This is a genomic window from Chryseobacterium taeanense (genome assembly GCF_900099685.1).
In the GTDB taxonomy this organism is placed as follows: domain Bacteria; phylum Bacteroidota; class Bacteroidia; order Flavobacteriales; family Weeksellaceae; genus Chryseobacterium; species Chryseobacterium taeanense.
This window is the reverse complement of the sequence record NZ_FNDW01000007.1, coordinates 1-20,166: the sequence shown is the minus strand read 5'-3', so window position 1 is coordinate 20,166 and position 20,166 is coordinate 1. Positions and strand designations below refer to the sequence as shown.

Genomic DNA, 20,166 nt, shown 5'->3' with positions numbered 1-20,166 from the left:
GTTATTTTTGCTACTAGTTAGAATATACAAAACCTGAAATGCTTCAAGATTTAGAAAATAATTTTTCAGAATTAGAGAAAAAGATTTTATTATTACAAAAGAATTATAAAAATCTTACTGAAAGGTTCTCGGAATTAAATATTGAGCATGAAGACCTGAAGAAGAAATATGATGAGGAAAGAAAGAAAAATCAGGTATTAGCAGAAGAACAAAAAAATATAAAACTTTATTCAGCAATATCAGGAAACCCTGAACATAACAGGTTGATGAAAAATCACATCAACAGATTGGTGAAGGAAATAGATTTCTGTATTGCACAGCTTCAAAACAGTGGATTATAATGGAGGTAAGAAGAATAACCATCAACATTGCAGGAAGGGTGTATCCGCTGAACGTACCGGCAGCAGAAGAAGAAACTCTGCGTAAGGTCGGGAAGCAGATTGAAAATATGATTAAAGATTTTGAACAGAATTTCGATGTGAGAGACAAACAGGATGCTTTGGCTATGTGTGCCCTGAAACTGGGAACCAATGCAGAAGTGGTGTCTATGAACTACGATAAAACAATACAATCTACCAACGAAAGATTAGCCAAAATCAATCAATCGTTGAATGAAACAGGGAAATAGATTTTTTTTCCCGAAAAATGCTGCCTACAATAATTCTAACACATTAAAGGTAAACTCAACGCTAAACAATTACCGAACAAATGTCCATTGAATGGCGTGCCGGTTCGTCCGGATTACAGACAGTGGAAATCAGTTCAAATCGTGTTGATTAGGAGTTTACTCTCAATCTCTGGATTATTGTGGGCTTTTTTATGTAAATACAATTAAAACTCGATATAAATTATGATAGAAGTTATAGTCGGCATTGTTTGCCTGGTAATCGGAGCTGCAGCAGGAGTGTTTTTCTCCAAAAGTTCACTGAATACTAAGGCAAAATTTATTATAGATGATGCAAAGAAAAATGCCGAAAATCTTATAGAAAAAGCCAATGTACAAGCCGAATCCATAAAAAAAGAAAAAAACCTTCAGGCAAAGGAAAAATTTCTGGAACTGAAATCACAGCATGATGCAGATATTCAGGCGCGTGAAAAGAAAATGCAGGAGATTGAAAAGAGAATTAAGGATAAGGAACATAAGCTTAATGACGAACTGAGTAAAGCCGGAAAACTTGAAAAAGATCTGGATAAGCAAATCGCAGATTATGCCAAAAAAGCTGAAATTCTAGAAAGAAAACAGCACGAACTGGATGTTGCTACCGCTAAAAAGGTTGAAGTTCTTGAAAAAATCTCCAATTATACAGCTGAAGAAGCAAAAGCAGAATTGGTAGAAACTATGAAAGCTGAAGCAAAAACAAGAGCTCAGGCACATGTTCAGAGCATTATGGAAGAAGCGCAGCTGAATGCTAAAAGTGAAGCACGAAAAATCGTGATCCAGACAATTCAGAGAATTGGTACGGAGCAGGCGATTGAAAATTCAGTATCGGTTTTCAACATAGAATCTGACGAAGTAAAAGGTAGAATTATCGGTAGAGAAGGTAGAAATATCCGTGCGCTGGAAGCAGTAACAGGCGTAGAAATTATCGTAGATGATACTCCGGAAGCTATTCTTCTTTCTTGTTTTGACCCGGTAAGAAGAGAGATCGCAAGATTATCACTTCACAGACTGGTTACAGACGGAAGAATTCACCCGGCAAGAATTGAAGAGGTTGTTGAAAAAACAAGAAAACAGATTGAAGAAGAGATCATTGAAGTAGGTAAAAGAACGATCATTGATTTGGGAATACACGGATTACATCCGGAATTAATTAAAATCGTAGGTAGAATGAAATACCGTTCTTCTTACGGACAAAACCTATTACAGCACTCCAGAGAAGTTGCAAACATTGCTGCAACCATGGCTGCTGAGTTAGGATTAAATGTAAAATTAGCGAAAAGAGCAGGTTTATTGCACGATATCGGAAAAGTTCCTGAGCAGGAATCTGAACTTCCTCACGCTTTATTGGGTATGCAGTGGGCTGAGAAATACGGTGAAAATGCAGAAGTAGTAAATGCTATCGGAGCTCACCACGATGAAGTCGAAATGACATCACTATTGTCACCTATTATTCAGGTAGCAGATGCGATCTCCGGAGCAAGACCGGGCGCTAGAAGACAGGTTCTCGAATCTTATATCCAAAGATTAAAAGATCTTGAATCTGCAGCATTAAGCTTTGATGGAGTTTCATCAGCTTATGCGATCCAGGCAGGTAGAGAATTAAGAGTAATGGTAGAAAGCGGTAAAGTAAATGATGAAGTCGCTTCCCAACTGTCTTATGACATTTCTGAAAAAATTCAGAATGAGCTTACTTATCCGGGACAGGTAAAAGTAACCGTAATCAGGGAAACAAGAGCCGTAAATATTGCGAGATAACAATCAAAAAAAGATATTTCATAAAAACCTTTCAAGAAATTGAAAGGTTTTTTATTTTTAGCAAAATTAAAAATAGAAAATGCAAGAGTTTTCCCTATCTTCAAAACTGAAATACATTTTTTCAATTCCTGTTATTATTTCAGCTTTAGGTTACTTTGTCGATATTTATGATTTATTGCTGTTTGGTATTGTCAGAATCCCGAGTTTAAAAGCATTAGGTTTAAATCCTGATACAGACGGGACTTTTATTCTCAATGCACAAATGATCGGGCTGTTGATTGGCGGGATATTCTGGGGGATTTTCGGTGATAAGAAAGGAAGGCTGTCTGTACTCTTCGGATCAATTCTGGTATATTCTCTTGCTAATATTGCCTGCGGATTTTTGCCGCATTTTCCTCAAACGCATCTCGTATATCAATATGCCGCCCTAAGATTCATTGCAGGAATTGGTCTTGCCGGCGAACTGGGAGCCGGAATTACACTGGTTTCTGAAAGTTTGCCAAAGAATTTAAGAGCAATCGGTACTTCTGTCGTAGCAGGTTTTGGATTGATGGGTGCTGTCGTAGCGCAATTAACCGTAGAATTATCCGGCGGCTGGAATATTTCCTACATCATCGGAGGAGTTCTTGGAATTTTATTATTGTTCCTGCGAATCAGCGTATCCGAATCAGGGATTTATAAAAATATGGAACATAAATCCGTTGCCAAAGGAAATTTTCTTTCATTTTTTACCAATAAAAACCGTTTAGTAAGATATTTAAAATGCATTGCTGTTGGATTGCCGACGTGGTACTGTATCGGAATTCTGGCGGTTCTCGCTAATCAGTTTGCTCCCGAACTTGGAATAAAAGAACTCAATCCGGGAAAAGCAATTATGTGGGCTTATATTGGGATTTCTATAGGTGACCTTGCGAGCGGATTTATTTCACATCTTTTAAAATCCCGTAAAATGGCTATTTTTTATATGTTGGTTTTTACCATTATCGGCGTAGCCATCATGCTTTTTGGAAATACAGATACCGAGAAAAAGTATTACATTTTCTGTGTATGGCTGGGCTTGGGAACAGGTTACTGGGCGATGTTCGTTACTTTAGCGGCAGAGCAGTTCGGTACAAATATCAGAAATACAGCTACTACTACCGTTCCGAATATGGTTAGGGGACTTGTTCCCGTAATGATCTTAGCATTTGATTTCTTTAAAAATGATTTTTCGGTGATTATGAGTGCTGCGTTGGTGGGAATTATCGTATTCGGTCTTGCGTTCTATTCGTCATATACCATATCCGAAACTCATAACAAGGATCTCGAGTTCACAGAATAATATTGGTGTTTAAGAAATATTTAAACAAAGTTTTCCGTTATACTAATAATAAGTGGAACACAATAAATAAATTATGAAATTTAATATTAAATTATGCGTTGAATAATTAATATTTGTTTAACTTTGAAATTGTAATTAAAATATATAATCTTTAAATCCAAATCACAATGAAAAATTTTTTGAAAAATGCCACAAAATTAAAAAAAGCTGATCTTAAAAACATTACAGGAGGAGCAAGCGGAACACCTGATCTTTCACTTTGTGGATGCAGCTGTTCAGGATCGGTAACAGGTCCGAAGTACTGTGTTCAGTACATTGCTTGTCCGCAGGTTTATACATGCCATCAGACAATTTAAGAAATTATTTCAATCAGAAATAAACATTTCCACATTTAATATGCAAAAGCCTTTTGGTTCTCCGGAAGGTTTTTGTCGTTTATATCTATTGATCTTAAATTTATACCATTTTTTTAATTTTTTCAGGAGCTTTTTCTCGCTTTCCGCACTCGCTATTTTAATTATTTTAGGGTTTCGGCGGCGAAGCCGCCGAAACCCTAAAATAATTAAAATGAGCTCAAACAATTGCTGCAATCGAGGCTAGGGAAGAAGACATTTATACAATTTTAGCCCAGATTTAGAATATACAGCAAACTTCCGATGCTGATAAAAATCCAAAGAAAAACAGCAAATCCCAAAGGTTTAAATCCAATCGTTTTTAAAGACTTAATAGAAAGTGTAGACCCAATAAAGAAAAGCGTTAAATTCAAGCCAGCCTTTGCCATAACAGTGATTCCGGAGCTGAATAGGCTAATAAAAGGAAAATAAGTATTCAGCAAAATTGCCAGAATGAAATACCCTATAAACCAAGGGATTTTGATTTTCGATTCTTTATTTCTGAAAATAAACATCGTCAATAATGATACAGGAATAATCCACAAAGCTCTTGCTAGTTTTACTGTTGTTGCAATTTTTAAAGCTTCATTTCCAAATCGGGAGGCGGCCCCGACAACTGAGCTGGTATCATGAATTCCGATAGCACACCATAATCCGAATTGCTGTTGTGTGAGATGCAAAATATGCCCGATTGCCGGATATAAAAACAAAGCAACCGAGTTCAGAGTAAAGACAATGGCGAGCGCAAGAGAGATCTGTTTAGGTTGAGGCTTGATGATAGGAGATACTGCTGCAATAGCACTTCCGCCACAAATTGCTGTTCCTGCAGAAATTAAAAAAGACAGTGGTCGTTCAATTTTTAATAGTTTTCCGCCGGCATATCCCAGCACCATTACTGTAGAAATACTGATTAAGGTTAGAATAAATCCTGATTTTCCTGCTTCCAGTGCTTCATTTAGCTTCAAACCGAAGCCCAAGCCAACAATAGAAATCTGTAGCAATAGATGAATATATCTGTGTAGACTTTTCTCAAAAGGGTTTCCAATAATCACTACCAAAACAAATCCTAAAAGCAAGGCAACTGGTGAAGAAACAAAAGGCATAAGACATACAATAGATAAAAGAATAAAAATTATTTTACTTAAACTTTCATTTTGAATTAACTTTTTCATTTGTAAAACATTAAATTATTTCCAAAATTCTACAAATAATGATAACAAAGTAAATCGTATTTTGTTATCTCGAATAACTTTTTGTTATACTGAATCAGTTCCTGTTTACAAATTTTAAGAAAAGTTTTATAAGATCAGATTGTTCACCTTTTCGAAGAATAAAATGAAAATCTCTTTCTATGCTGAAGTTTTTAATATCGATAACACTCATAATGTTGTTTTTCAATTCATTCAAAACAGTGCTGATTGAAAGAAAAGCCATACTTTCTGAGTGCAAAAGATAATTTTTAATACTCTCGCTGCTTCCCAGTTGCATCACAATATTAAGTTCATCTGTGATAATTCCTCTTTCTTTAAGACGGTTCTGAATAAATTCTAATGATCCAGAACCATACTCTCTGAACACTAAATCAATCGAGTACAGATCCTGTAAATTCATCGTTTTATGAACTAAAGGATGACTTGCCTTTGCAACAAGAACGATTTCATCTTTTTTAAATTTTTTATAATCAAAATAATTGGATTGAGACTCTCCTTCAATGATTCCCAGGTCAATTTTTCCATCTTTAAGTAGTTCCGAGATCATTTCCGTATTGTGAGCAATCAGTTCGATCCGGATATCTTTATAGTAAGACTTGAATGTAGCCAGTATTTCAGGTAAGATATATTGTGCTATAGTTGTACTGGCTCCGATAATGAGCTTTCCTTTATATTGCTGATTAATCTGATGGATATCAAATTCCAGGTCACGGTAAATATTCCTTATTTTTTCTGCATATTCAAATAAAATTTTACCGCTTTCTGTCAGCTGAATAGAGTTTCCATTTCTGTCAAATAATTTATTGTTAAGCTGATTTTCTATTTCCTTAATGTGTTTAGTAACAGCAGGTTGTGAAATATTTAGCTCTTCCGAAGCTTTAGTAAAACTTAGTCGGGAGGCTACGGTATGGAAAACTTTTAATCTGTAATCGAACATAATTAAAGATACAAATTTACTTTAAGATCACTGTAACCAGATAGTCTATTATAAATCTTCAAAACTCTTATTGGTAAGATCGCTGAATCTGCTGTTCTTGGCTTCTCCGATTTTCTGCTTTGTATAAATACTGTTGTTTCCTGAAAATAAATAAGATACAATACACGCAATTGCCACATATACACCACATTCAGCACCAAATAACTCGATTCCCATCAATGTGCAGGCTAATGGAGTATTGGTGGCCCCTGCAAAAACAGCTACGAAACCCATTCCGGCCAATAATCCGAAAGGAAGCGGAATGACCAGCGATAAAGCACTTCCCAATGTAGCACCTATGAAGAACAATGGAGTAACCTCGCCGCCTTTGAAACCTGCGGAAAGTGTAATCACCGTAAAAATCATTTTTAATGCAAAATCATATAAAGGAAGCTGTTTTCCGAAAGCTTCTTCAATAACAGGAATTCCTAGTCCGATATACCTCGTTGTGCCCATGATAAAAACTGCGCTGGCAACAATTATTCCGCCTACAAGAGGCCGAAGTGGAGGATAAGATATTTTTGATTTGAAAATAAAACTTGTCTGATGAAGCATTTTACTAAAAGCAGCAGCGCATATCCCGAAAATTATTCCTGCAATAATGCAGTAGATGAATGGTAAAAACTCAATTTTGGGGATAAAATCAATATGATAGTGAGTATGCCCTACTTTCCAGAGTTTTGTAACCTGATCTGCCAAAATAGCAGAGGCAAAAGCAGGAAAAATACCGTTATAGCGTATTTTACCGATTAAAAAAACTTCCAGTCCGAAAACCGCTCCGGCTAAAGGTGTCCCGAAAACAGAACCGAAACCTGCTGCCACCGCTGAAATAATAAGAACTTTTCTTTCATTCTTATCGAGTCTTAACAGACGGGTAAACTGGTCTGAAATGGCTCCTGCCATTTGCAGCGCCGTACCTTCGCGACCTGCAGATCCACCGAAAAAATGCGTGACAACAGTCCCCAGATAAACAAAAGGTGCCATTTTGAAAGGAATAGTTGCTTTGCCCGGATCATGAATATTTTCAATCAGTAGGTTATTTCCTGCCTCGACATCTTTTCCGTAATAATAATATAACATTCCAACCGCTAATCCTGCAAGCGGAAGAAAAGCGATAATCCAGATGTGTGCCTCTCTCACATTCGCTGCCCATGACAATGATTCTAGAAAAATTGCTGAAGCAGTACCTACAAGCAGCCCGATGATAATACTAATCGAAAACCATCTGACAACGTATAATAATGCAGGATATTTCCGAAAGAAAAAACGAACCTTAATTTTTGTTTTTCGGTTAAAATTTTTTGGATGTTGAGACATAATTTTCCTGATTAAATTACTGTTAATAATTTTTTTAATCAGGCGTCATCAGCTTTTTGAAGAAGCGGTTGGGTAAGGAAGAACACCATTTCCTTTTTTACGTTACAAATATAAAAATTATTTTAAAAAGAAATCGTTTTTAGTAATAAAATCACGGCTGATGCGAATACTTTCAAACATATCTTTGTCGCTGGAATCCTGTTCGAGAAACCAATGTTGAAGACCTGCTTTTTCTTTAGCATTAAAAATTCTTTTAAAATCAATGGTTCCATTACCGATTTCTGCAAAGTTTTTTGTTCCGGCTTTCATGTCTTTCACATGCCACAATGGAAATCTTTGCGGGTATTTTTCAAAATAAGTTAGAGGGTCAATTCCGGCTTTTGCGATCCAGTAGAGATCCAGTTCCATTTTAACCAGATCAGAGGAAGTATTATTTAAAATAAAATCATAAATATTCTGCGTCTCATCAAATTTTTCAAATTCAAAATCGTGATTATGATAAGCAAACTGAATTCCGGCGCTTTTTGTAATTTCTCCCGATTTATCAAATAATCCGGGTAGTTTTTTATAATTATCTACCGTTCTTTCTTCAGGAAAAAGGTAGGAGCAAACCATATATTCTGATCCTATAAAATGTAAATCTTCAACAGTTTTTTCCCAATTATTTAACAATGTTCCCTTGTTATTATGAAGAATTCCGGTTGTATGATGAGAGCTAATAACTTTTAAATCCAAATTATGTAGCAGGACTTTAAATTCATTTCTGCTTTTCCCGAAAAAAGTGCCGTTGTAGCCATAGATTTCAAGTTCCTTAAAGCCTAATGAAGCAAGTTTTTCTAAAGCTTGTTCCAAATTTTCTGAAATAGCATCACGAATGGTGTATAACTGAATAGCCAATGCTTTTTCTTTGTTTTTTAAATTAGAAATCCCGCAGGAATATAATCCCAAAAATCCCAACGATGAAAGTTTTATGAAATCTTTTCTATGCATTTTACAGGAAAGGTTTCATTTCATCTTCTATCTGAGTTCTCAGCTCCATCAAACGCTTGGCGTACTGTTCCTGCTGCTTTTCTTCATCGGTTTCGGGAATCCATTTTGGTACGGGTAATTTCTTTCCATTTTCATCAACGGCTACAAAAACGATAATGCAATGTGTTTTTTTGTCGAAGGTAGGTTGTTTTAGGTTTCTGGAGAAAACATTAATTGAAATGTGCATACTTGAAGACCCTGTGTAAATAACCTGTGCTTCTACTTTTACAATTTCGCCGATTTTTATGGGTTCATAAAAACGGATTCCGCCCACATATACTGTTACCGAATAATTTCCGCTCCATGTGGTCGCACACGCGTAGCCAGCCTGGTCGATCCATTTCATTACGCTTCCGCCGTGAACATTTCCTCCGTAATTAACGTCCGAAGGCTCAGAAATAAACTGGAAAGTAATTGGTTTGTTATCCATCCTTTTAAAATTTGAATAAAGGTATTTATAATTTTTAAAATCTTAGATTAAATCTTACTTTTGAAGAAGAAAAATTGTTTTTTTTTATTCAATTATAAATTATATCATCTTTATGAAAAAAGTATTTCATTTGAATACATGTGATACCTGTAGAAAAATCTTAGCACAATTTGATCTTACAGACTGGGAAATGCACGAAATAAGAAAACAACCGTTGACGGAGGAAGAGTTGCAGGAAATGTACAGTCTTACAAAATCTTATGAAGCGTTATTCAGCAAAAAATCTACCCAGATTAAATTAAGAGGACTTGACGTAAAGTCATTAACAGAAAATGATTTTAAAGAATTGCTGTTAGATCATTATACTTTTCTGAAACGTCCGGTTTTCCTCACAGAAGATAAAATTTTTGTTGGAAATGATAAGAAAAACGTGGAGACTTTACAGACATTTTTTGGATTGAAGTAATTTTGTGAAGAATTCAAATTTAAAATATGTTTTGAATAGTCTCAAACCTCACAGGTTTTAAAAACCTGTGAGGTTTTTTTTACCGAACAATTCTAGCCGGATCAAGCTCCTAAAAAAAATAAAACCTGCGACAAGCAGGTTTTACATTATTTTAAACTTTGTCAAAGATTTCAACTTTGACAAAGTGATATTGCGAGATTACACAAACGGTGCCTTTACCACTTTCGCAGGAATATTCTTATTTCTTACCTGGACGAAGATCTCAGAACCTAATTTAAAATGAGGTTTGTCGACATAAGCAAGACCCAACCCAACTTTTTTCATCGGAGATTGCGTTCCTGAAGTTACTTTTCCGATCACGTTTCCTTCAGCATCTACAATAGGGTAATCGTGTCTCGGAACACCTTTGTCAGTCAATTCAAATCCAACTAATTTTCGGGTTACCCCTTCTTCTTTTTGTTTGGCGAAAGTTTCTTTTGAAACAAAATCTTTATCGAATTTTGTGATCCACCCTAAGCCGGCTTCGATAGGAGAAGTCGTATCGTCGATGTCGTTTCCGTAAAGGCAGAATCCTTTTTCAAGCCTTAAAGTATCTCTGGCAGCCAATCCGCAAGGAATAATTCCTTCTTCCTGACCTGCTTCGATGATAGCATCCCAAAGCTTTACGGCATCTTCATTTTTAAAATAAATTTCAAAACCACCGCTTCCTGTGTATCCTGTGTTGGAGATAATGACATCATTTACTCCAGCTACAGAACCTACTGTAAAATTGTAGTAAGGGATTACCGAAAGATTGGTTTCCGTTAATTTCTGAAGAATTTCCGTTGCTTTCGGACCCTGAACAGCCAATAACGACATATCGTCTGAAGCATTCGTCATTTTTGCGCCGAAAGTATTGTATTTTGATATATGATCCCAGTCTTTTTCGATGTTTGAAGCATTGACAACCACGAAATATTTTTCGTCTTCCATTTTGTAAACGATAAGGTCGTCCACGATTCCTCCATTTTCGTTAGGAAGGCATGAATACTGAGCTTTTCCGTTTTCCAATGCATCTACATTGTTGGTCGTAACATATTGTAAAAGTTCTTTAGAGCCTGCTCCTTCGATGAAAAACTGTCCCATGTGAGAAACGTCGAACAATCCTGCTTTTTCTCTTACTGCAAAATGTTCTTCCGTAACTCCGGAATATTGTACAGGCATTTCAAAACCTGCAAAAGGCACGATTTTAGCGCCTAAAGAAACGTGCTTGTCGTACAATGCTGTCTTCTTCATATTTAATTTTTATTTTTATTTCTTTATTTTAAAACTGTCAAAAGCCTCGTTAAAAGTCTTCATATAATTACCATTCCAATATTTCTGTCCGCAATTAATCGAAATGAGATATAGATTCTTATCTTTCTGAAATACCTTTGTAAGCCAGACCAGATTTTCCTTTTCATCAATGTATTCGTAAAAATATTCTGTGTATCCTTTTTTACCGCTTTTAGAGGTGACCTTTTTTTCATTATCTGCGGAGTTATAGAGCGCAAGGATAAATTTTTTGGTTTCAGCCTTGGGAAGATTCAGATCATGATATTCCGAAATGGTGATGGCTCCTATCTGATTGGGAGGAAAAATATTGATAATGTCATCATCATTAGTCACTTTCCATCCGACGGGATGGCTGATAGAGAAATTTTCGTTTTCATAAAGTTCAGTAGGAACAACTTGGGAAAACAGAAACGATCCCATAAACAGCAGAAAAACAGAAATTAATTTTTTCATGAATTAAAATGATGCTTGTATTCTTCAAGAATAATCTTGAACCATTCTGTAAAGTTTTCAGGATTTTCAGACATTTCCCGGTCAAGGTCTTCGATAGTAATGTATCTTACTTCTTCTACTTCATCTTTATTCAGGTGAAATTCTTCTTCAAAAGTTCCTGTAAAAACATAGTCTAGCTCATGTTCCCATAGGCTGTTTCCGACATCTGCCTTATAGATAAAACTAAATTTTTCCGAAAGATAGGTTTCGATTCCCAGTTCTTCTTTCAAACGGCGTTTTGCCCCTTCAAGATAAGTTTCCCCAATTCTGGGATGAGAGCAGACTGCATTAGTCCATTTTAATGGCGAATGGTATTTTCCAGATGCTCTTTTCTGTAAAAGCATTTCCCCTTTACTATTGAATAGAAATACTGAAAAAGCACGGTGCAGAAGGCCGTTCACGTGTGCCTGCTGCTTTTCCATTAAACCCAGAACCTCATCTTCAGGATTTACTAAAACTACGAATTCTTCCATTTCTACAAATGTAAGTGTAATAAATGTATTTTGGAAATTTTTGGTTAAACATCATGATTTTTAGATCAGAATTAAATAATCTTTCCAGAATTTTTTAGCCTTTGAAAAGAATATTTTTAACTTTAATTATAATAAACATTCAAAATGATTAAAATTATTCGCTAAATATTTAATTTTAATTTAAAAAATTCACATTTACTAAGTTTGCAAAGGCTTATTAATGTAAAAAACGTAACTTTGCCATTCAAATTTTTATGATGGAATTAGAGTACAAAGAGCACATTAGCCCTATCCTGAAAGACGGCGTAAAAAACTACCTGATTGATATCGACGGAACCATTACAGAAGACGTTCCGAACGAAGAACCCGAAAGAATGGTTACCTGCGAACCTTTTCCTGATGCATTGGAAACCATTAACAGATGGTATGACGAAGGACATCAGATCTGTTTTTTTACCTCAAGAACAGAGAACCTGAAACAGATTACTATCGATTGGCTCGACAAACACGGATTTAAATATCATAGTGTATTATGCGGAAAACCAAGAGGAGGGAATTATCACTGGATCGACAATCATCTGGTAAGAGCTACACGATACAAAGGAAAATTCACAGATCTGGTTGAAAAACAAGTGACCATTGAAGTTTTCAAAGAAGAAGAATAAAAAAATTAATTTAAAGATTAAACGATTAATTCTATAAGCTGATCTGTCTTTTAATCTTTATTATAATCTACAAAGTTTATGAAAGTTTTAGCAAACGACGGTTTAGATCAATCCGGTATTGATGCATTGACTGAAAAGGGTTTTGAAGTAATTACCACAAAAGTTCCGCAGGAGTTTCTAATGGATTACATTAATGAGCACAAGATCCGTACGCTGCTTGTACGCAGTGCAACACAGGTAAGAAAAGATATTATTGATAATTGCCCGTCTCTGGGAATCATCGGAAGAGGCGGCGTAGGAATGGATAATATCGACGTAGACTATGCAAGAGAAAAAGGAATTCATGTTATCAATACTCCGTCGGCTTCATCAGAATCTGTAGCGGAGTTGGTATTTGCCCATTTGTTTTCAGGAGCAAGATTCCTGCAAGATTCCAACAGAAAAATGCCTGTAGTAGGAGATACAGAATTTGCTAAGCTTAAAAAAGCATATGCAGCGGGTATCGAACTAAAAGGAAAAACCATCGGTATTGTAGGGATGGGAAGAATCGGTCAGGAAGTTGCTAAAATTGCTTTAGGTCTTGGAATGAGAGTGGTGGCGGCAGATAATAATGTCGGAAAAGCCAGTATTAAAGTCACTTTTTACAATAAACAGTTTATCAATGTAGATATTGAAACGGAACCACTTCAGGATGTTTTAAAGCATTCGGATTTCATTACGCTTCATGTTCCTGCTCAGAAAGATGGTTACATGATCGGTAAAAATGAGTTTGAAATGATGAAAGATGGCGTAGCCATTGTGAACTGCTCAAGAGGTGGTGTGATCGATGAAACTGCTTTAATTGAAGCGCTGGATTCCGGAAAAGTGAAGTTTGCCGGTCTTGATGTATTTATCAATGAACCGACACCTTCCAAAGAAATTCTGAATCATCCGAAGATCTCCATGACACCTCATACAGGAGCTTCTACACTTGAGGCTCAGGATAGAATCGGGCTTTCACTGGCAGAACAGATTTCCAGTATTTTACAGATTCAGTAATTAACTGTAACAAAAAATAAATAAAGCACTTCATCCCGAAGTGCTTTTCTTTTATAAATTATTCTTAGCTTTTAACAAATCTCTGATTTCCATCAGTAATTTCTGATCTTCAGTAATTACGGGTGCTGCCGGAGCTTCTTTTTCTTTAGGTTTTTTATTAAGACTGTTTATCCCTTTGATTAATAGAAATAATACAAAAGCGACAATCAGGAAGCTGATTACGGAAGATAAAAAATTACCGTATTTTACACCTCCCCACGAAAGTTCCGCAATGTCCTTAACATTAGCTTTTTCCAACGCAGGATTAAGCAGGAGAGGAGTGATGATATCATCCACAAATGATTTTACAATAGCGCTGAAAGCTGCTCCAATAATGACACCGACCGCAAGATCGAGCACATTCCCTTTGAATGCGAATTCTTTAAATTCTTTGACAAATCCCATATTATATTTTTTTAATTTTATCTGAAAACAGGGAATTAAGTTACAAAAAAATGTGGAATTATTTGTATTTAATGCAAATCACAATAAATAAATTACAGAGCTGGTATAAATTTTCCCCCTGATATAATATGATAAATCTCTTAATGTATATTTTTAAATCTACTTTTTTGTAAATTGCTATTACGATATCACTAAAACTACTTTAATGAAAATTTTCACGGCAGAGCAGATTCGAAATTGTGACCAATATACGATAAAGAACGAGCCTATTTCTTCAATCCAGCTTATGGAAAGAGCGGCGGAAGCATGTGTAGAATGGATTTCCGAGAACTGTAATCATCACAGAAATTTTGCCATATTCTGTGGAAGCGGAAACAACGGAGGAGATGGCTTTGCAGTGGCAAGGCTGCTGTATCAGAAGGGTTTTGATATTGATATTTTCACCAATTCGAAAGCGAAATTCTCACCGGATGCTCAGGAAAATTTTAAACATATTAAAGAAATATCAGGAATAACAGTCAGAGAATTCAAAGACGCACTGAATTACCGCTTTGATAGCCGGACGGTTATTATTGATGCGCTTTTCGGAACCGGGCTTTCCCGAAATTTAGAAGGTGAAGTAAAAGAGCTGGTAGAATTTTTAAATCTTAAAAATAATATAAAGATCTCCATCGATCTTCCCTCTGGACTTTTAGCAGACGGTATGTCTGATGCGGATGCTGTGATTTTTGAGGCAGATTATACATTAAGTTTCCAGTTCTGGAAGAAAAGTTTTCTCCATATCGAAACCGGAAAGTTTACCGGAAAGTTTCAGATTCTGGATATTAATTTAAGCCAGGATTATATTGAAGAAACAGAAAGTGATGATTTTGTAGTTGACGATGAAATAGTTAAAAAGATCTTTAAGGTTAGAAACGAATTTTCACACAAAGGGACTTACGGAAAGGCTACTATAGCTGGCGGAAGTTATGGTAAGATAGGCGCTGCCGTGCTTTCTACAAGAGCTGCTCTCAGAACAGGCGCTGGTCTTACTTTCGTTCTTGCACCAAAGTGCGGGTATGAAATTTTACAGACATCTGACCCGGAAGCTATGTTTATAGAAGGAGGTGCCGACTATATCGACCGGTTTGAAATTGATGAAACATCAGTATGTGGAATAGGTCCCGGTTTAGGAACTCACAAAAAAACATCAGAAAGCCTTTTAAAATTCCTGAAAAATTATTCAAAACCGTTGATTCTGGATGCAGACGCATTAAATATACTTGCTGAGAATCCTGACAATCTTCTTTTAATTCCTGAAAAATCCATTATCACGCCGCATCCGAAAGAATTTGAAAGGCTCTTTGGAAATACGGATAATTCTTTTGAAAGAACTGTACTCGCCCAAAAAAAGGCTTTGGAACTTCAGATCTATATTGTATTAAAAGATCATCATACGCAAATCATCACTCCTGAAGGGAAAGTATTTTACAATATTACCGGAAATTCCGGACTCGCAAAAGGAGGAAGCGGAGATATTCTGACAGGCATTATCACTTCGTTACTTGCGCAACATTATTCTGAAGAGCAGGCTGCTGTTTTGGGCGTATGGTTTCACGGGAAGGCCGCAGAGTTGGCTTCTGAAATGCATTCCAAAGAATCTATGTTGCCTACTGATGTTATTGCTGAATTCGGGAATGTTTTTGCTGAATTAAATGCAAAGGTTCAGAAAGTTTTATAAGATGAGGGATGATAGATGGATAGAAAATAGTTGTAATAATACAAAAAAGCAAGCCTTAATAGACTTGCTTTTCTTATTGTTCCGTAATTATATTTTTTGAATTATTCAGGTTTTTCGTTTTCTGCCTGAGTAATTTTAAACTTCTTAGAAATAATCATAATCACAACTCCTGCAATCATAAAAGGAATTGATAGAACCTGACCAGTGTTTAATCCTCCAAACTGGATGAATTCGTCGCCCTGCGGCTCCTTAAGAAATTCTACAAAGAATCTGATCGCCCAAAGGATGATGAAGAACAGCCCGAATAGCCATCCCTGCTGGTATTTTTTATTGGTTTTTCTGTATAAAATCCATAAAAGGACAAACAGACATACATATCCGAATGCTTCAAACAATTGGGCAGGATAACGAGGAACCGTCACACCATACTCACTGCTCTGTTGTGGAAAAAGCAATGCAAAAGGAGAGTTGGGATCTACCGGTTTTCCGATGATCTCAGAATTAAAGAAATTCCCCAATCGTACAAATGCGCCACCCAGAGAGACTACGATTCCCAGCCTGTCATATACCCAGAAAGGATTTTTCTTAATAATTTTAAATGAATAATAAAGGGTAGTAAAAATCAGAGCGATCGTAGCACCATGACTTGCCAATCCTGAAAAACCTGTGAATTTCAATCCGTTTTTGGTACTGATGGGTAAGAATACACTCCAGAAATCTTCTTTAAATAATTCCGGCTGGTAAAAGATAACGTGTCCCAATCTCGCCCCCAGAATCGTACCCACCAATGTCCAGGTAAATAATGGTTCAAGATATTTTTGGTTAACATTATCGATCTTAAATATTTTGGTCATTAAAACATACCCGAACCCGAATGCAAAAATGAACATTAAACTGTAAAAATGCAGGGTAATAGGTCCAAGTACAATCCCTTTTGAAGGATCCCAGATTTTAAAAGGGGTTTTCAGGCTTACCTGATCTCCGGAAGCAATTGGTCTGCCAGATTTTACTGCATATTTAAAAGTTCCGATATTCTCTTTCGTGGCAGGAGTCTCTATGAGTTTAAAATTTTTATCCAATAGCTGATATTTTGCCTGCTTCAGCTTGTCGAGTGTCATGAATCCGTAATTAAAAAACGCAGGTTCAAAGTTTGATTCGTTCAGAATAATCAGCACATTTCCCTCTACTTTTCTGTCGGGAAATACATTAAGGTCGCCCAATTCTGTCGTGCTATAGATCTTTACGGGAACATTATTAGAGTTCACTTTTAAAGTTCCTTCCGACATTCCGTCCGGATAATTCTGTGCAAATAAGCATTGGGTAATCAACGCAAAAATGACGAGATACATTCTGAAAAAAATATTACTCATTTCTATTTTTTTAGTAGTTTGTTTTATTCTAATGTTTACATTTTTTAGGAGGAACGGGATCATAGCCACTACCTCCCCAGGGATGGCATTTTGAAATTCTTTTTATCCCCAGCCAAAACCCTTTAATAGGTCCGTGTGTCTGTAACGCTTTTACCATATAATGCGAGCATGTTGGTTCATACCTGCAGTTTTTGGGCAGCAGCGGAGAGATAAACCATTGATAAAACCGAATAAGAATTACCAAAGGAAAAGTGATTATTTTATTGGCTGTGACTTTCAAAACATTGCAAAAATAGGCTAAAAAATTGGAAATTAGTTTAAATATATCAGAACTTTCAGCAGTGTGAAGGAGTGTTTGTCGGAGAAATGATGGGGTTTATCGATTTGTTGGTTTTATACAGTTGATTCAACAGAAATAATAATTGTTGACATAAAAAAATCAACGGAATTTTCCAGTGATCTTGCCTGTTATTTAATTGATCGAAATCAAAATAGAATTTCCTTTCCAGATTGGTTGTTGTTTGCTGCCTCAATCTTGAAACAGATTTCACTCATAATATTTAATTTCTCTGACCCATTTATACAGGTCTTTTCCATCTATGTTTTTAATAATTTCCGTCCAGTTATTTTGTTTATCGAATTTGTATTTGAAAATAATTTCAGTTGGTTTTAAGTCGTTTTTATCTTTCCCCCAAGTATCTAAGTAAAAAAGCTTTTCTATTCGATCATTTTTATATACAAACTGAATTCTATTTGAAATATTTCCTTGGTAAAAGTGTATTCTTGTTTTAAGGTTGCCGTCATCATAATACTCGTAAACCGTTGCCGATGTACTTGCATAACCTCCATCTTTTATTTCCTCACGATATTTTCCGTTCTTTTCCGGTACAAAATAATGATACTTGTCATCCTGAATTTGTATTTCTTTTTTAATTCTTCCTAATGAATCACGTTCGTATTTTGTGTACCCGCTTTGAAAAAGTTTTTTATTATAATAGTCAATTTTATAATCAAAGAACTTTGATTCTTTAACTTGGAACTCATCATCATAAAAATTAACTTGACAAAGTTTTTTTCGGAAGATAGAATCACTCCCCTCTTGAAAAGAATTTTCTCCTACCTTCTTCCATACGAAATCGGTTACAGCAAAAACACTGTCGGTTTTCGATAAAGTATCAAATTTTGTTACTATAAATGGAGCATTATATTCACGATTATTAAAATAGGTTTTCTCCGGTTCATTTTCCCATTTTGAACGATATTCTGTAAATTTTAATTTTTTACTTGAACCTATATAAATATATTTTTTATTGGTTGTAGAGTATTTGTTATTGGACCTTTCATTAATTAATCTTCCCAGACCATCGTATGTATACGTATAATCATCAACAATTTCTCCCGATTTGTAGTACCATGTTTCTTTTGTAATCTTATGGTTTTTATCATAATAAGTTTCATTATTAATATATCTGCAAAAATCTGACTCAAACCAGGATCCTGACATCCTTTTCCTTAGATTATCTGGTCTCATAATAGTAGCATGACCATATTCATTATCACCTTTCATAAAAGTAAACGGACCGGAATCATTTAGAAAAACTACATATTCTTTTACATACTTTGGATTTCCTAAAACACTGTCTTTTATAACTTGAGACTGTAAAAGAGAAGATGTGAGAATTAAAAAATATAATAATTGTTGCATTATAATTTGTGTTTAGAAATAAAGCCTCCGAAGAGGTTTAAATTATTGCTTTGTAAGTGTAATATCTTTAGGGAAATTAATAGGAAAATCTCCATACTGATCTACATAGGCATTGTGCTGACAATTGGGATCGATAATACTTGGAAGATATTCAAAGTGTAATGTCATTTGATTTCCTATAAAGCTTGTAATATCCAAAATACCTCTTTTATTACACATGTTTCTAGGAGAGAAATATAATCGTTTTATATTTCCATTTTTTAAATTAAACCCCATTCCCCAAAACTCTGTTCCGTCACTTCCGAAATTAGAAATTCTATCAATTTCTACAGTTCCGTTTGAAGCTATAATTTTTCGTTCTCCAAATATCCTGTCCTTGTAATATGGATGATTTCCATCACTATAATCCTTAATTTTTTTTAACTCTAAGTACACTGTCTTTCCATTCCATGTGCCTTTCCATAAGCCTATATACTTATCTAACTCACCATCTAGATCTTTATAATATGCTCCATCTGGGACATCTTCTTTATAATTTAAAGGATATATTTGAGCTTTACAAGAAATTGTAAAAATTGATATTAATATTAATAATACTTGTTTCATAATTTTATTTTTTTAATTCGGACAATCAGTTTCTTTTCGTTCTCCATTTACTAAAGTTAATGATGAATTTCCATTGGTTGTGATTTTATAAAGTTTTAATCCATCCATATTCATTTTATCACCCATAAATTTAAGGAATTCCGTTTCTAACTTTTCCATATTATAACTCATATTTCCGCTTACATTTCCTACAGTTACTGCTTTATTTAGATTTTCTATGTAATCTTTATTCAATTTATCTAATTCTTGAATTGTGTAATTTGGCAAAGGAGCGGTAGATGTTCCATCAAAATTGAAAGAGTAATTTCCATTACTTGTTACTAAGGTAAATGTAAGATTATTTAATGGTATCTTAGGAGTATTTGTAGGTATTGCGTTCCAATTCTGGGCCCAGACAATCCATTGGTTAAAGAATATGATATCATCTGGTGAAAACATTGGATACAATCCGTCATAATGCGAATGCATTAATGTTATCGTGTTTGAGAACGCTTTAAGATCCACTTGTTGTGTCCCAGGTTTATTTTGTAACATTTGATTCTGTAAAGATCCATTGGTGTTAGTACCTATCCTATAGCCGCTTTCATAACTGTCACCAGTTTTTCCCTCAAGAGAAGTTATATTATTTTTAAATGTAATATTAGAGGTCTGTGCTTTCAACTTATCACAAGGTGTTTTGTTTACCACAATACTATCTGCAGGATTTTCATATCCTCCGCCCAAAGGTGGATAGTCATACCCTACGTTTCCACCGCCATCATCCGGATTTTCAAAAGTATCG

At 35.3% G+C, this 20,166-nt stretch carries 23 protein-coding genes and 1 riboswitch; of the genes, 9 read left to right on the top strand and 14 right to left on the bottom strand.

Annotation, left to right across the window (positions count from 1 at the left end):
* Positions 1–38: 38 nt before the first annotated feature.
* The 5 genes from BLR30_RS11055 to BLR30_RS11035 all read left to right on the top strand — a co-directional run bounded on the left by BLR30_RS11055 (position 39) and on the right by BLR30_RS11035 (position 4,093).
* On the top strand, positions 39–341 hold the full coding sequence (locus BLR30_RS11055) for a hypothetical protein (protein ID WP_089858407.1): 303 nt from the start codon (positions 39–41) through the stop codon (positions 339–341).
* A complete protein-coding gene (locus BLR30_RS11050) occupies positions 341–628 on the top strand; it encodes a cell division protein ZapA (protein ID WP_042722546.1) in 288 nt (95 codons plus the stop codon). The genes BLR30_RS11055 and BLR30_RS11050 overlap by 1 nt, the downstream gene beginning before the upstream one ends.
* Before the next feature lie 222 nt (positions 629–850).
* Positions 851–2,416 (top strand): ribonuclease Y, encoded by a 1,566-nt coding sequence (rny, locus tag BLR30_RS11045; RefSeq protein WP_175443650.1) that lies wholly within the window; start codon positions 851–853, stop codon positions 2,414–2,416.
* 79 nt (positions 2,417–2,495) lie between these two features.
* Positions 2,496–3,737 carry an MFS transporter gene (locus BLR30_RS11040; protein ID WP_089858401.1) on the top strand — a complete coding sequence of 414 codons (1,242 nt, stop codon included), beginning with the start codon at positions 2,496–2,498 and terminating at the stop codon, positions 3,735–3,737.
* 167 nt (positions 3,738–3,904) lie between these two features.
* Complete coding sequence (locus BLR30_RS11035; protein ID WP_089858397.1) at positions 3,905–4,093, top strand: hypothetical protein; 189 nt, start codon at positions 3,905–3,907, stop codon at positions 4,091–4,093.
* 266 nt (positions 4,094–4,359) lie between these two features.
* On the opposite strand, the gene BLR30_RS11030 is transcribed toward BLR30_RS11035, so the two are convergent.
* The 5 genes from BLR30_RS11030 to BLR30_RS11010 form a co-directional block, all read right to left on the bottom strand.
* On the bottom strand, positions 4,360–5,301 hold the full coding sequence (locus BLR30_RS11030; RefSeq protein ID WP_089858392.1) for a YeiH family protein: 942 nt from the start codon (positions 5,299–5,301) through the stop codon (positions 4,360–4,362).
* Between the two features lie 94 nt (positions 5,302–5,395).
* Complete coding sequence (locus BLR30_RS11025; RefSeq protein ID WP_089858388.1) at positions 5,396–6,277, bottom strand: LysR family transcriptional regulator; 882 nt, start codon at positions 6,275–6,277, stop codon at positions 5,396–5,398.
* A gap of 48 nt (positions 6,278–6,325) precedes the next feature.
* On the bottom strand, positions 6,326–7,633 hold the full coding sequence (locus BLR30_RS11020; protein WP_089858385.1) for a voltage-gated chloride channel family protein: 1,308 nt from the start codon (positions 7,631–7,633) through the stop codon (positions 6,326–6,328).
* 32 nt (positions 7,634–7,665) lie between these two features.
* A riboswitch (Fluoride riboswitch) is annotated at positions 7,666–7,735 on the bottom strand.
* Positions 7,736–7,750: 15 nt separating this feature from the next.
* Positions 7,751–8,623 (bottom strand): sugar phosphate isomerase/epimerase family protein, encoded by an 873-nt coding sequence (locus BLR30_RS11015; RefSeq protein WP_089858383.1) that lies wholly within the window; start codon positions 8,621–8,623, stop codon positions 7,751–7,753.
* Position 8,624: 1 nt separating this feature from the next.
* Complete coding sequence (locus BLR30_RS11010; protein ID WP_089858380.1) at positions 8,625–9,092, bottom strand: acyl-CoA thioesterase; 468 nt, start codon at positions 9,090–9,092, stop codon at positions 8,625–8,627.
* Positions 9,093–9,204: 112 nt separating this feature from the next.
* Between BLR30_RS11010 and BLR30_RS11005 the strand changes: the two genes are divergently transcribed.
* Entirely contained in the window at positions 9,205–9,558 is a 354-nt protein-coding gene (locus tag BLR30_RS11005; protein WP_089858377.1) for an arsenate reductase family protein, read from the top strand.
* 198 nt (positions 9,559–9,756) lie between these two features.
* Here the strand turns inward: BLR30_RS11005 and gcvT are convergent, their stop codons facing one another.
* The 3 genes from gcvT to idi are packed head-to-tail and all read right to left on the bottom strand — an operon-like array spanning position 9,757 to position 11,837.
* A complete protein-coding gene (gene gcvT, locus BLR30_RS11000; protein WP_089858374.1) occupies positions 9,757–10,833 on the bottom strand; it encodes a glycine cleavage system aminomethyltransferase GcvT in 1,077 nt (358 codons plus the stop codon).
* Between the two features lie 15 nt (positions 10,834–10,848).
* Complete coding sequence (locus BLR30_RS10995) at positions 10,849–11,325, bottom strand: hypothetical protein (protein ID WP_089858371.1); 477 nt, start codon at positions 11,323–11,325, stop codon at positions 10,849–10,851.
* Positions 11,322–11,837, bottom strand: a complete 516-nt coding sequence (gene idi / locus BLR30_RS10990) for an isopentenyl-diphosphate Delta-isomerase (RefSeq protein ID WP_089858367.1) — start codon at positions 11,835–11,837, stop codon at positions 11,322–11,324. Before idi ends, BLR30_RS10995 begins: the two co-directional genes overlap by 4 nt.
* Before the next feature lie 257 nt (positions 11,838–12,094).
* On the opposite strand from idi, the gene BLR30_RS10985 reads away from it, so the two are divergent.
* Positions 12,095–12,502, top strand: coding sequence for an LNS2 domain-containing protein (locus tag BLR30_RS10985; protein WP_042722544.1), 408 nt, complete (start codon positions 12,095–12,097; stop codon positions 12,500–12,502).
* A 78-nt stretch (positions 12,503–12,580) separates the two neighbouring features.
* Positions 12,581–13,540, top strand: a complete 960-nt coding sequence (locus BLR30_RS10980) for a D-2-hydroxyacid dehydrogenase (RefSeq protein ID WP_089858363.1) — start codon at positions 12,581–12,583, stop codon at positions 13,538–13,540.
* Positions 13,541–13,591: 51 nt separating this feature from the next.
* On the opposite strand, the gene mscL is transcribed toward BLR30_RS10980, so the two are convergent.
* Positions 13,592–13,984 carry a large conductance mechanosensitive channel protein MscL gene (gene mscL, locus BLR30_RS10975; protein WP_089858360.1) on the bottom strand — a complete coding sequence of 131 codons (393 nt, stop codon included), beginning with the start codon at positions 13,982–13,984 and terminating at the stop codon, positions 13,592–13,594.
* 205 nt (positions 13,985–14,189) lie between these two features.
* Between mscL and BLR30_RS10970 the strand changes: the two genes are divergently transcribed.
* Positions 14,190–15,704 (top strand): NAD(P)H-hydrate dehydratase, encoded by a 1,515-nt coding sequence (locus tag BLR30_RS10970; RefSeq protein WP_089858357.1) that lies wholly within the window; start codon positions 14,190–14,192, stop codon positions 15,702–15,704.
* 101 nt (positions 15,705–15,805) lie between these two features.
* Here the strand turns inward: BLR30_RS10970 and lgt are convergent, their stop codons facing one another.
* The 5 genes from lgt to BLR30_RS17750 all read right to left on the bottom strand — a co-directional run.
* On the bottom strand, positions 15,806–16,672 hold the full coding sequence (gene lgt / locus BLR30_RS10965) for a prolipoprotein diacylglyceryl transferase (protein WP_228400759.1): 867 nt from the start codon (positions 16,670–16,672) through the stop codon (positions 15,806–15,808).
* A 430-nt stretch (positions 16,673–17,102) separates the two neighbouring features.
* A complete protein-coding gene (gene yidD, locus BLR30_RS10960; RefSeq protein ID WP_089858353.1) occupies positions 17,103–17,354 on the bottom strand; it encodes a membrane protein insertion efficiency factor YidD in 252 nt (83 codons plus the stop codon).
* Between the two features lie 267 nt (positions 17,355–17,621).
* A complete protein-coding gene (locus tag BLR30_RS10955) occupies positions 17,622–18,779 on the bottom strand; it encodes a hypothetical protein (protein WP_089858350.1) in 1,158 nt (385 codons plus the stop codon).
* Between the two features lie 42 nt (positions 18,780–18,821).
* Positions 18,822–19,385, bottom strand: coding sequence for a DUF6705 family protein (locus BLR30_RS10950; protein ID WP_089858347.1), 564 nt, complete (start codon positions 19,383–19,385; stop codon positions 18,822–18,824).
* A gap of 12 nt (positions 19,386–19,397) precedes the next feature.
* A partial coding sequence (locus BLR30_RS17750; protein WP_175443648.1) for a hypothetical protein occupies positions 19,398–20,166 on the bottom strand: 769 nt, incomplete at its 5' end.

What these genes read in the sequence shown, in the direction of transcription:
- BLR30_RS11030 (WP_089858392.1), bottom strand. Translation starts at nt 5,301, where the DNA reads ATGAAAAAGTTAATTCAAAATGAAAGTTTAAGTAAAATAATTTTTATT.
- idi (WP_089858367.1), bottom strand. Translation starts at nt 11,837, where the DNA reads ATGGAAGAATTCGTAGTTTTAGTAAATCCTGAAGATGAGGTTCTGGGT.
- BLR30_RS11005 (WP_089858377.1), top strand. Translation starts at nt 9,205, where the DNA reads ATGAAAAAAGTATTTCATTTGAATACATGTGATACCTGTAGAAAAATC.
- BLR30_RS10995 (WP_089858371.1), bottom strand. Translation starts at nt 11,325, where the DNA reads ATGAAAAAATTAATTTCTGTTTTTCTGCTGTTTATGGGATCGTTTCTG.
- BLR30_RS11015 (WP_089858383.1), bottom strand. Translation starts at nt 8,623, where the DNA reads ATGCATAGAAAAGATTTCATAAAACTTTCATCGTTGGGATTTTTGGGA.
- BLR30_RS10985 (WP_042722544.1), top strand. Translation starts at nt 12,095, where the DNA reads ATGGAATTAGAGTACAAAGAGCACATTAGCCCTATCCTGAAAGACGGC.
- BLR30_RS11055 (WP_089858407.1), top strand. Translation starts at nt 39, where the DNA reads ATGCTTCAAGATTTAGAAAATAATTTTTCAGAATTAGAGAAAAAGATT.
- gcvT (WP_089858374.1), bottom strand. Translation starts at nt 10,833, where the DNA reads ATGAAGAAGACAGCATTGTACGACAAGCACGTTTCTTTAGGCGCTAAA.
- BLR30_RS10955 (WP_089858350.1), bottom strand. Translation starts at nt 18,779, where the DNA reads ATGCAACAATTATTATATTTTTTAATTCTCACATCTTCTCTTTTACAG.
- BLR30_RS11020 (WP_089858385.1), bottom strand. Translation starts at nt 7,633, where the DNA reads ATGTCTCAACATCCAAAAAATTTTAACCGAAAAACAAAAATTAAGGTT.
- BLR30_RS11035 (WP_089858397.1), top strand. Translation starts at nt 3,905, where the DNA reads ATGAAAAATTTTTTGAAAAATGCCACAAAATTAAAAAAAGCTGATCTT.
- mscL (WP_089858360.1), bottom strand. Translation starts at nt 13,984, where the DNA reads ATGGGATTTGTCAAAGAATTTAAAGAATTCGCATTCAAAGGGAATGTG.
- rny (WP_175443650.1), top strand. Translation starts at nt 851, where the DNA reads ATGATAGAAGTTATAGTCGGCATTGTTTGCCTGGTAATCGGAGCTGCA.
- BLR30_RS11010 (WP_089858380.1), bottom strand. Translation starts at nt 9,092, where the DNA reads ATGGATAACAAACCAATTACTTTCCAGTTTATTTCTGAGCCTTCGGAC.
- BLR30_RS11050 (WP_042722546.1), top strand. Translation starts at nt 341, where the DNA reads ATGGAGGTAAGAAGAATAACCATCAACATTGCAGGAAGGGTGTATCCG.
- BLR30_RS10970 (WP_089858357.1), top strand. Translation starts at nt 14,190, where the DNA reads ATGAAAATTTTCACGGCAGAGCAGATTCGAAATTGTGACCAATATACG.
- BLR30_RS11025 (WP_089858388.1), bottom strand. Translation starts at nt 6,277, where the DNA reads ATGTTCGATTACAGATTAAAAGTTTTCCATACCGTAGCCTCCCGACTA.
- BLR30_RS10980 (WP_089858363.1), top strand. Translation starts at nt 12,581, where the DNA reads ATGAAAGTTTTAGCAAACGACGGTTTAGATCAATCCGGTATTGATGCA.
- BLR30_RS11040 (WP_089858401.1), top strand. Translation starts at nt 2,496, where the DNA reads ATGCAAGAGTTTTCCCTATCTTCAAAACTGAAATACATTTTTTCAATT.
- BLR30_RS10950 (WP_089858347.1), bottom strand. Translation starts at nt 19,385, where the DNA reads ATGAAACAAGTATTATTAATATTAATATCAATTTTTACAATTTCTTGT.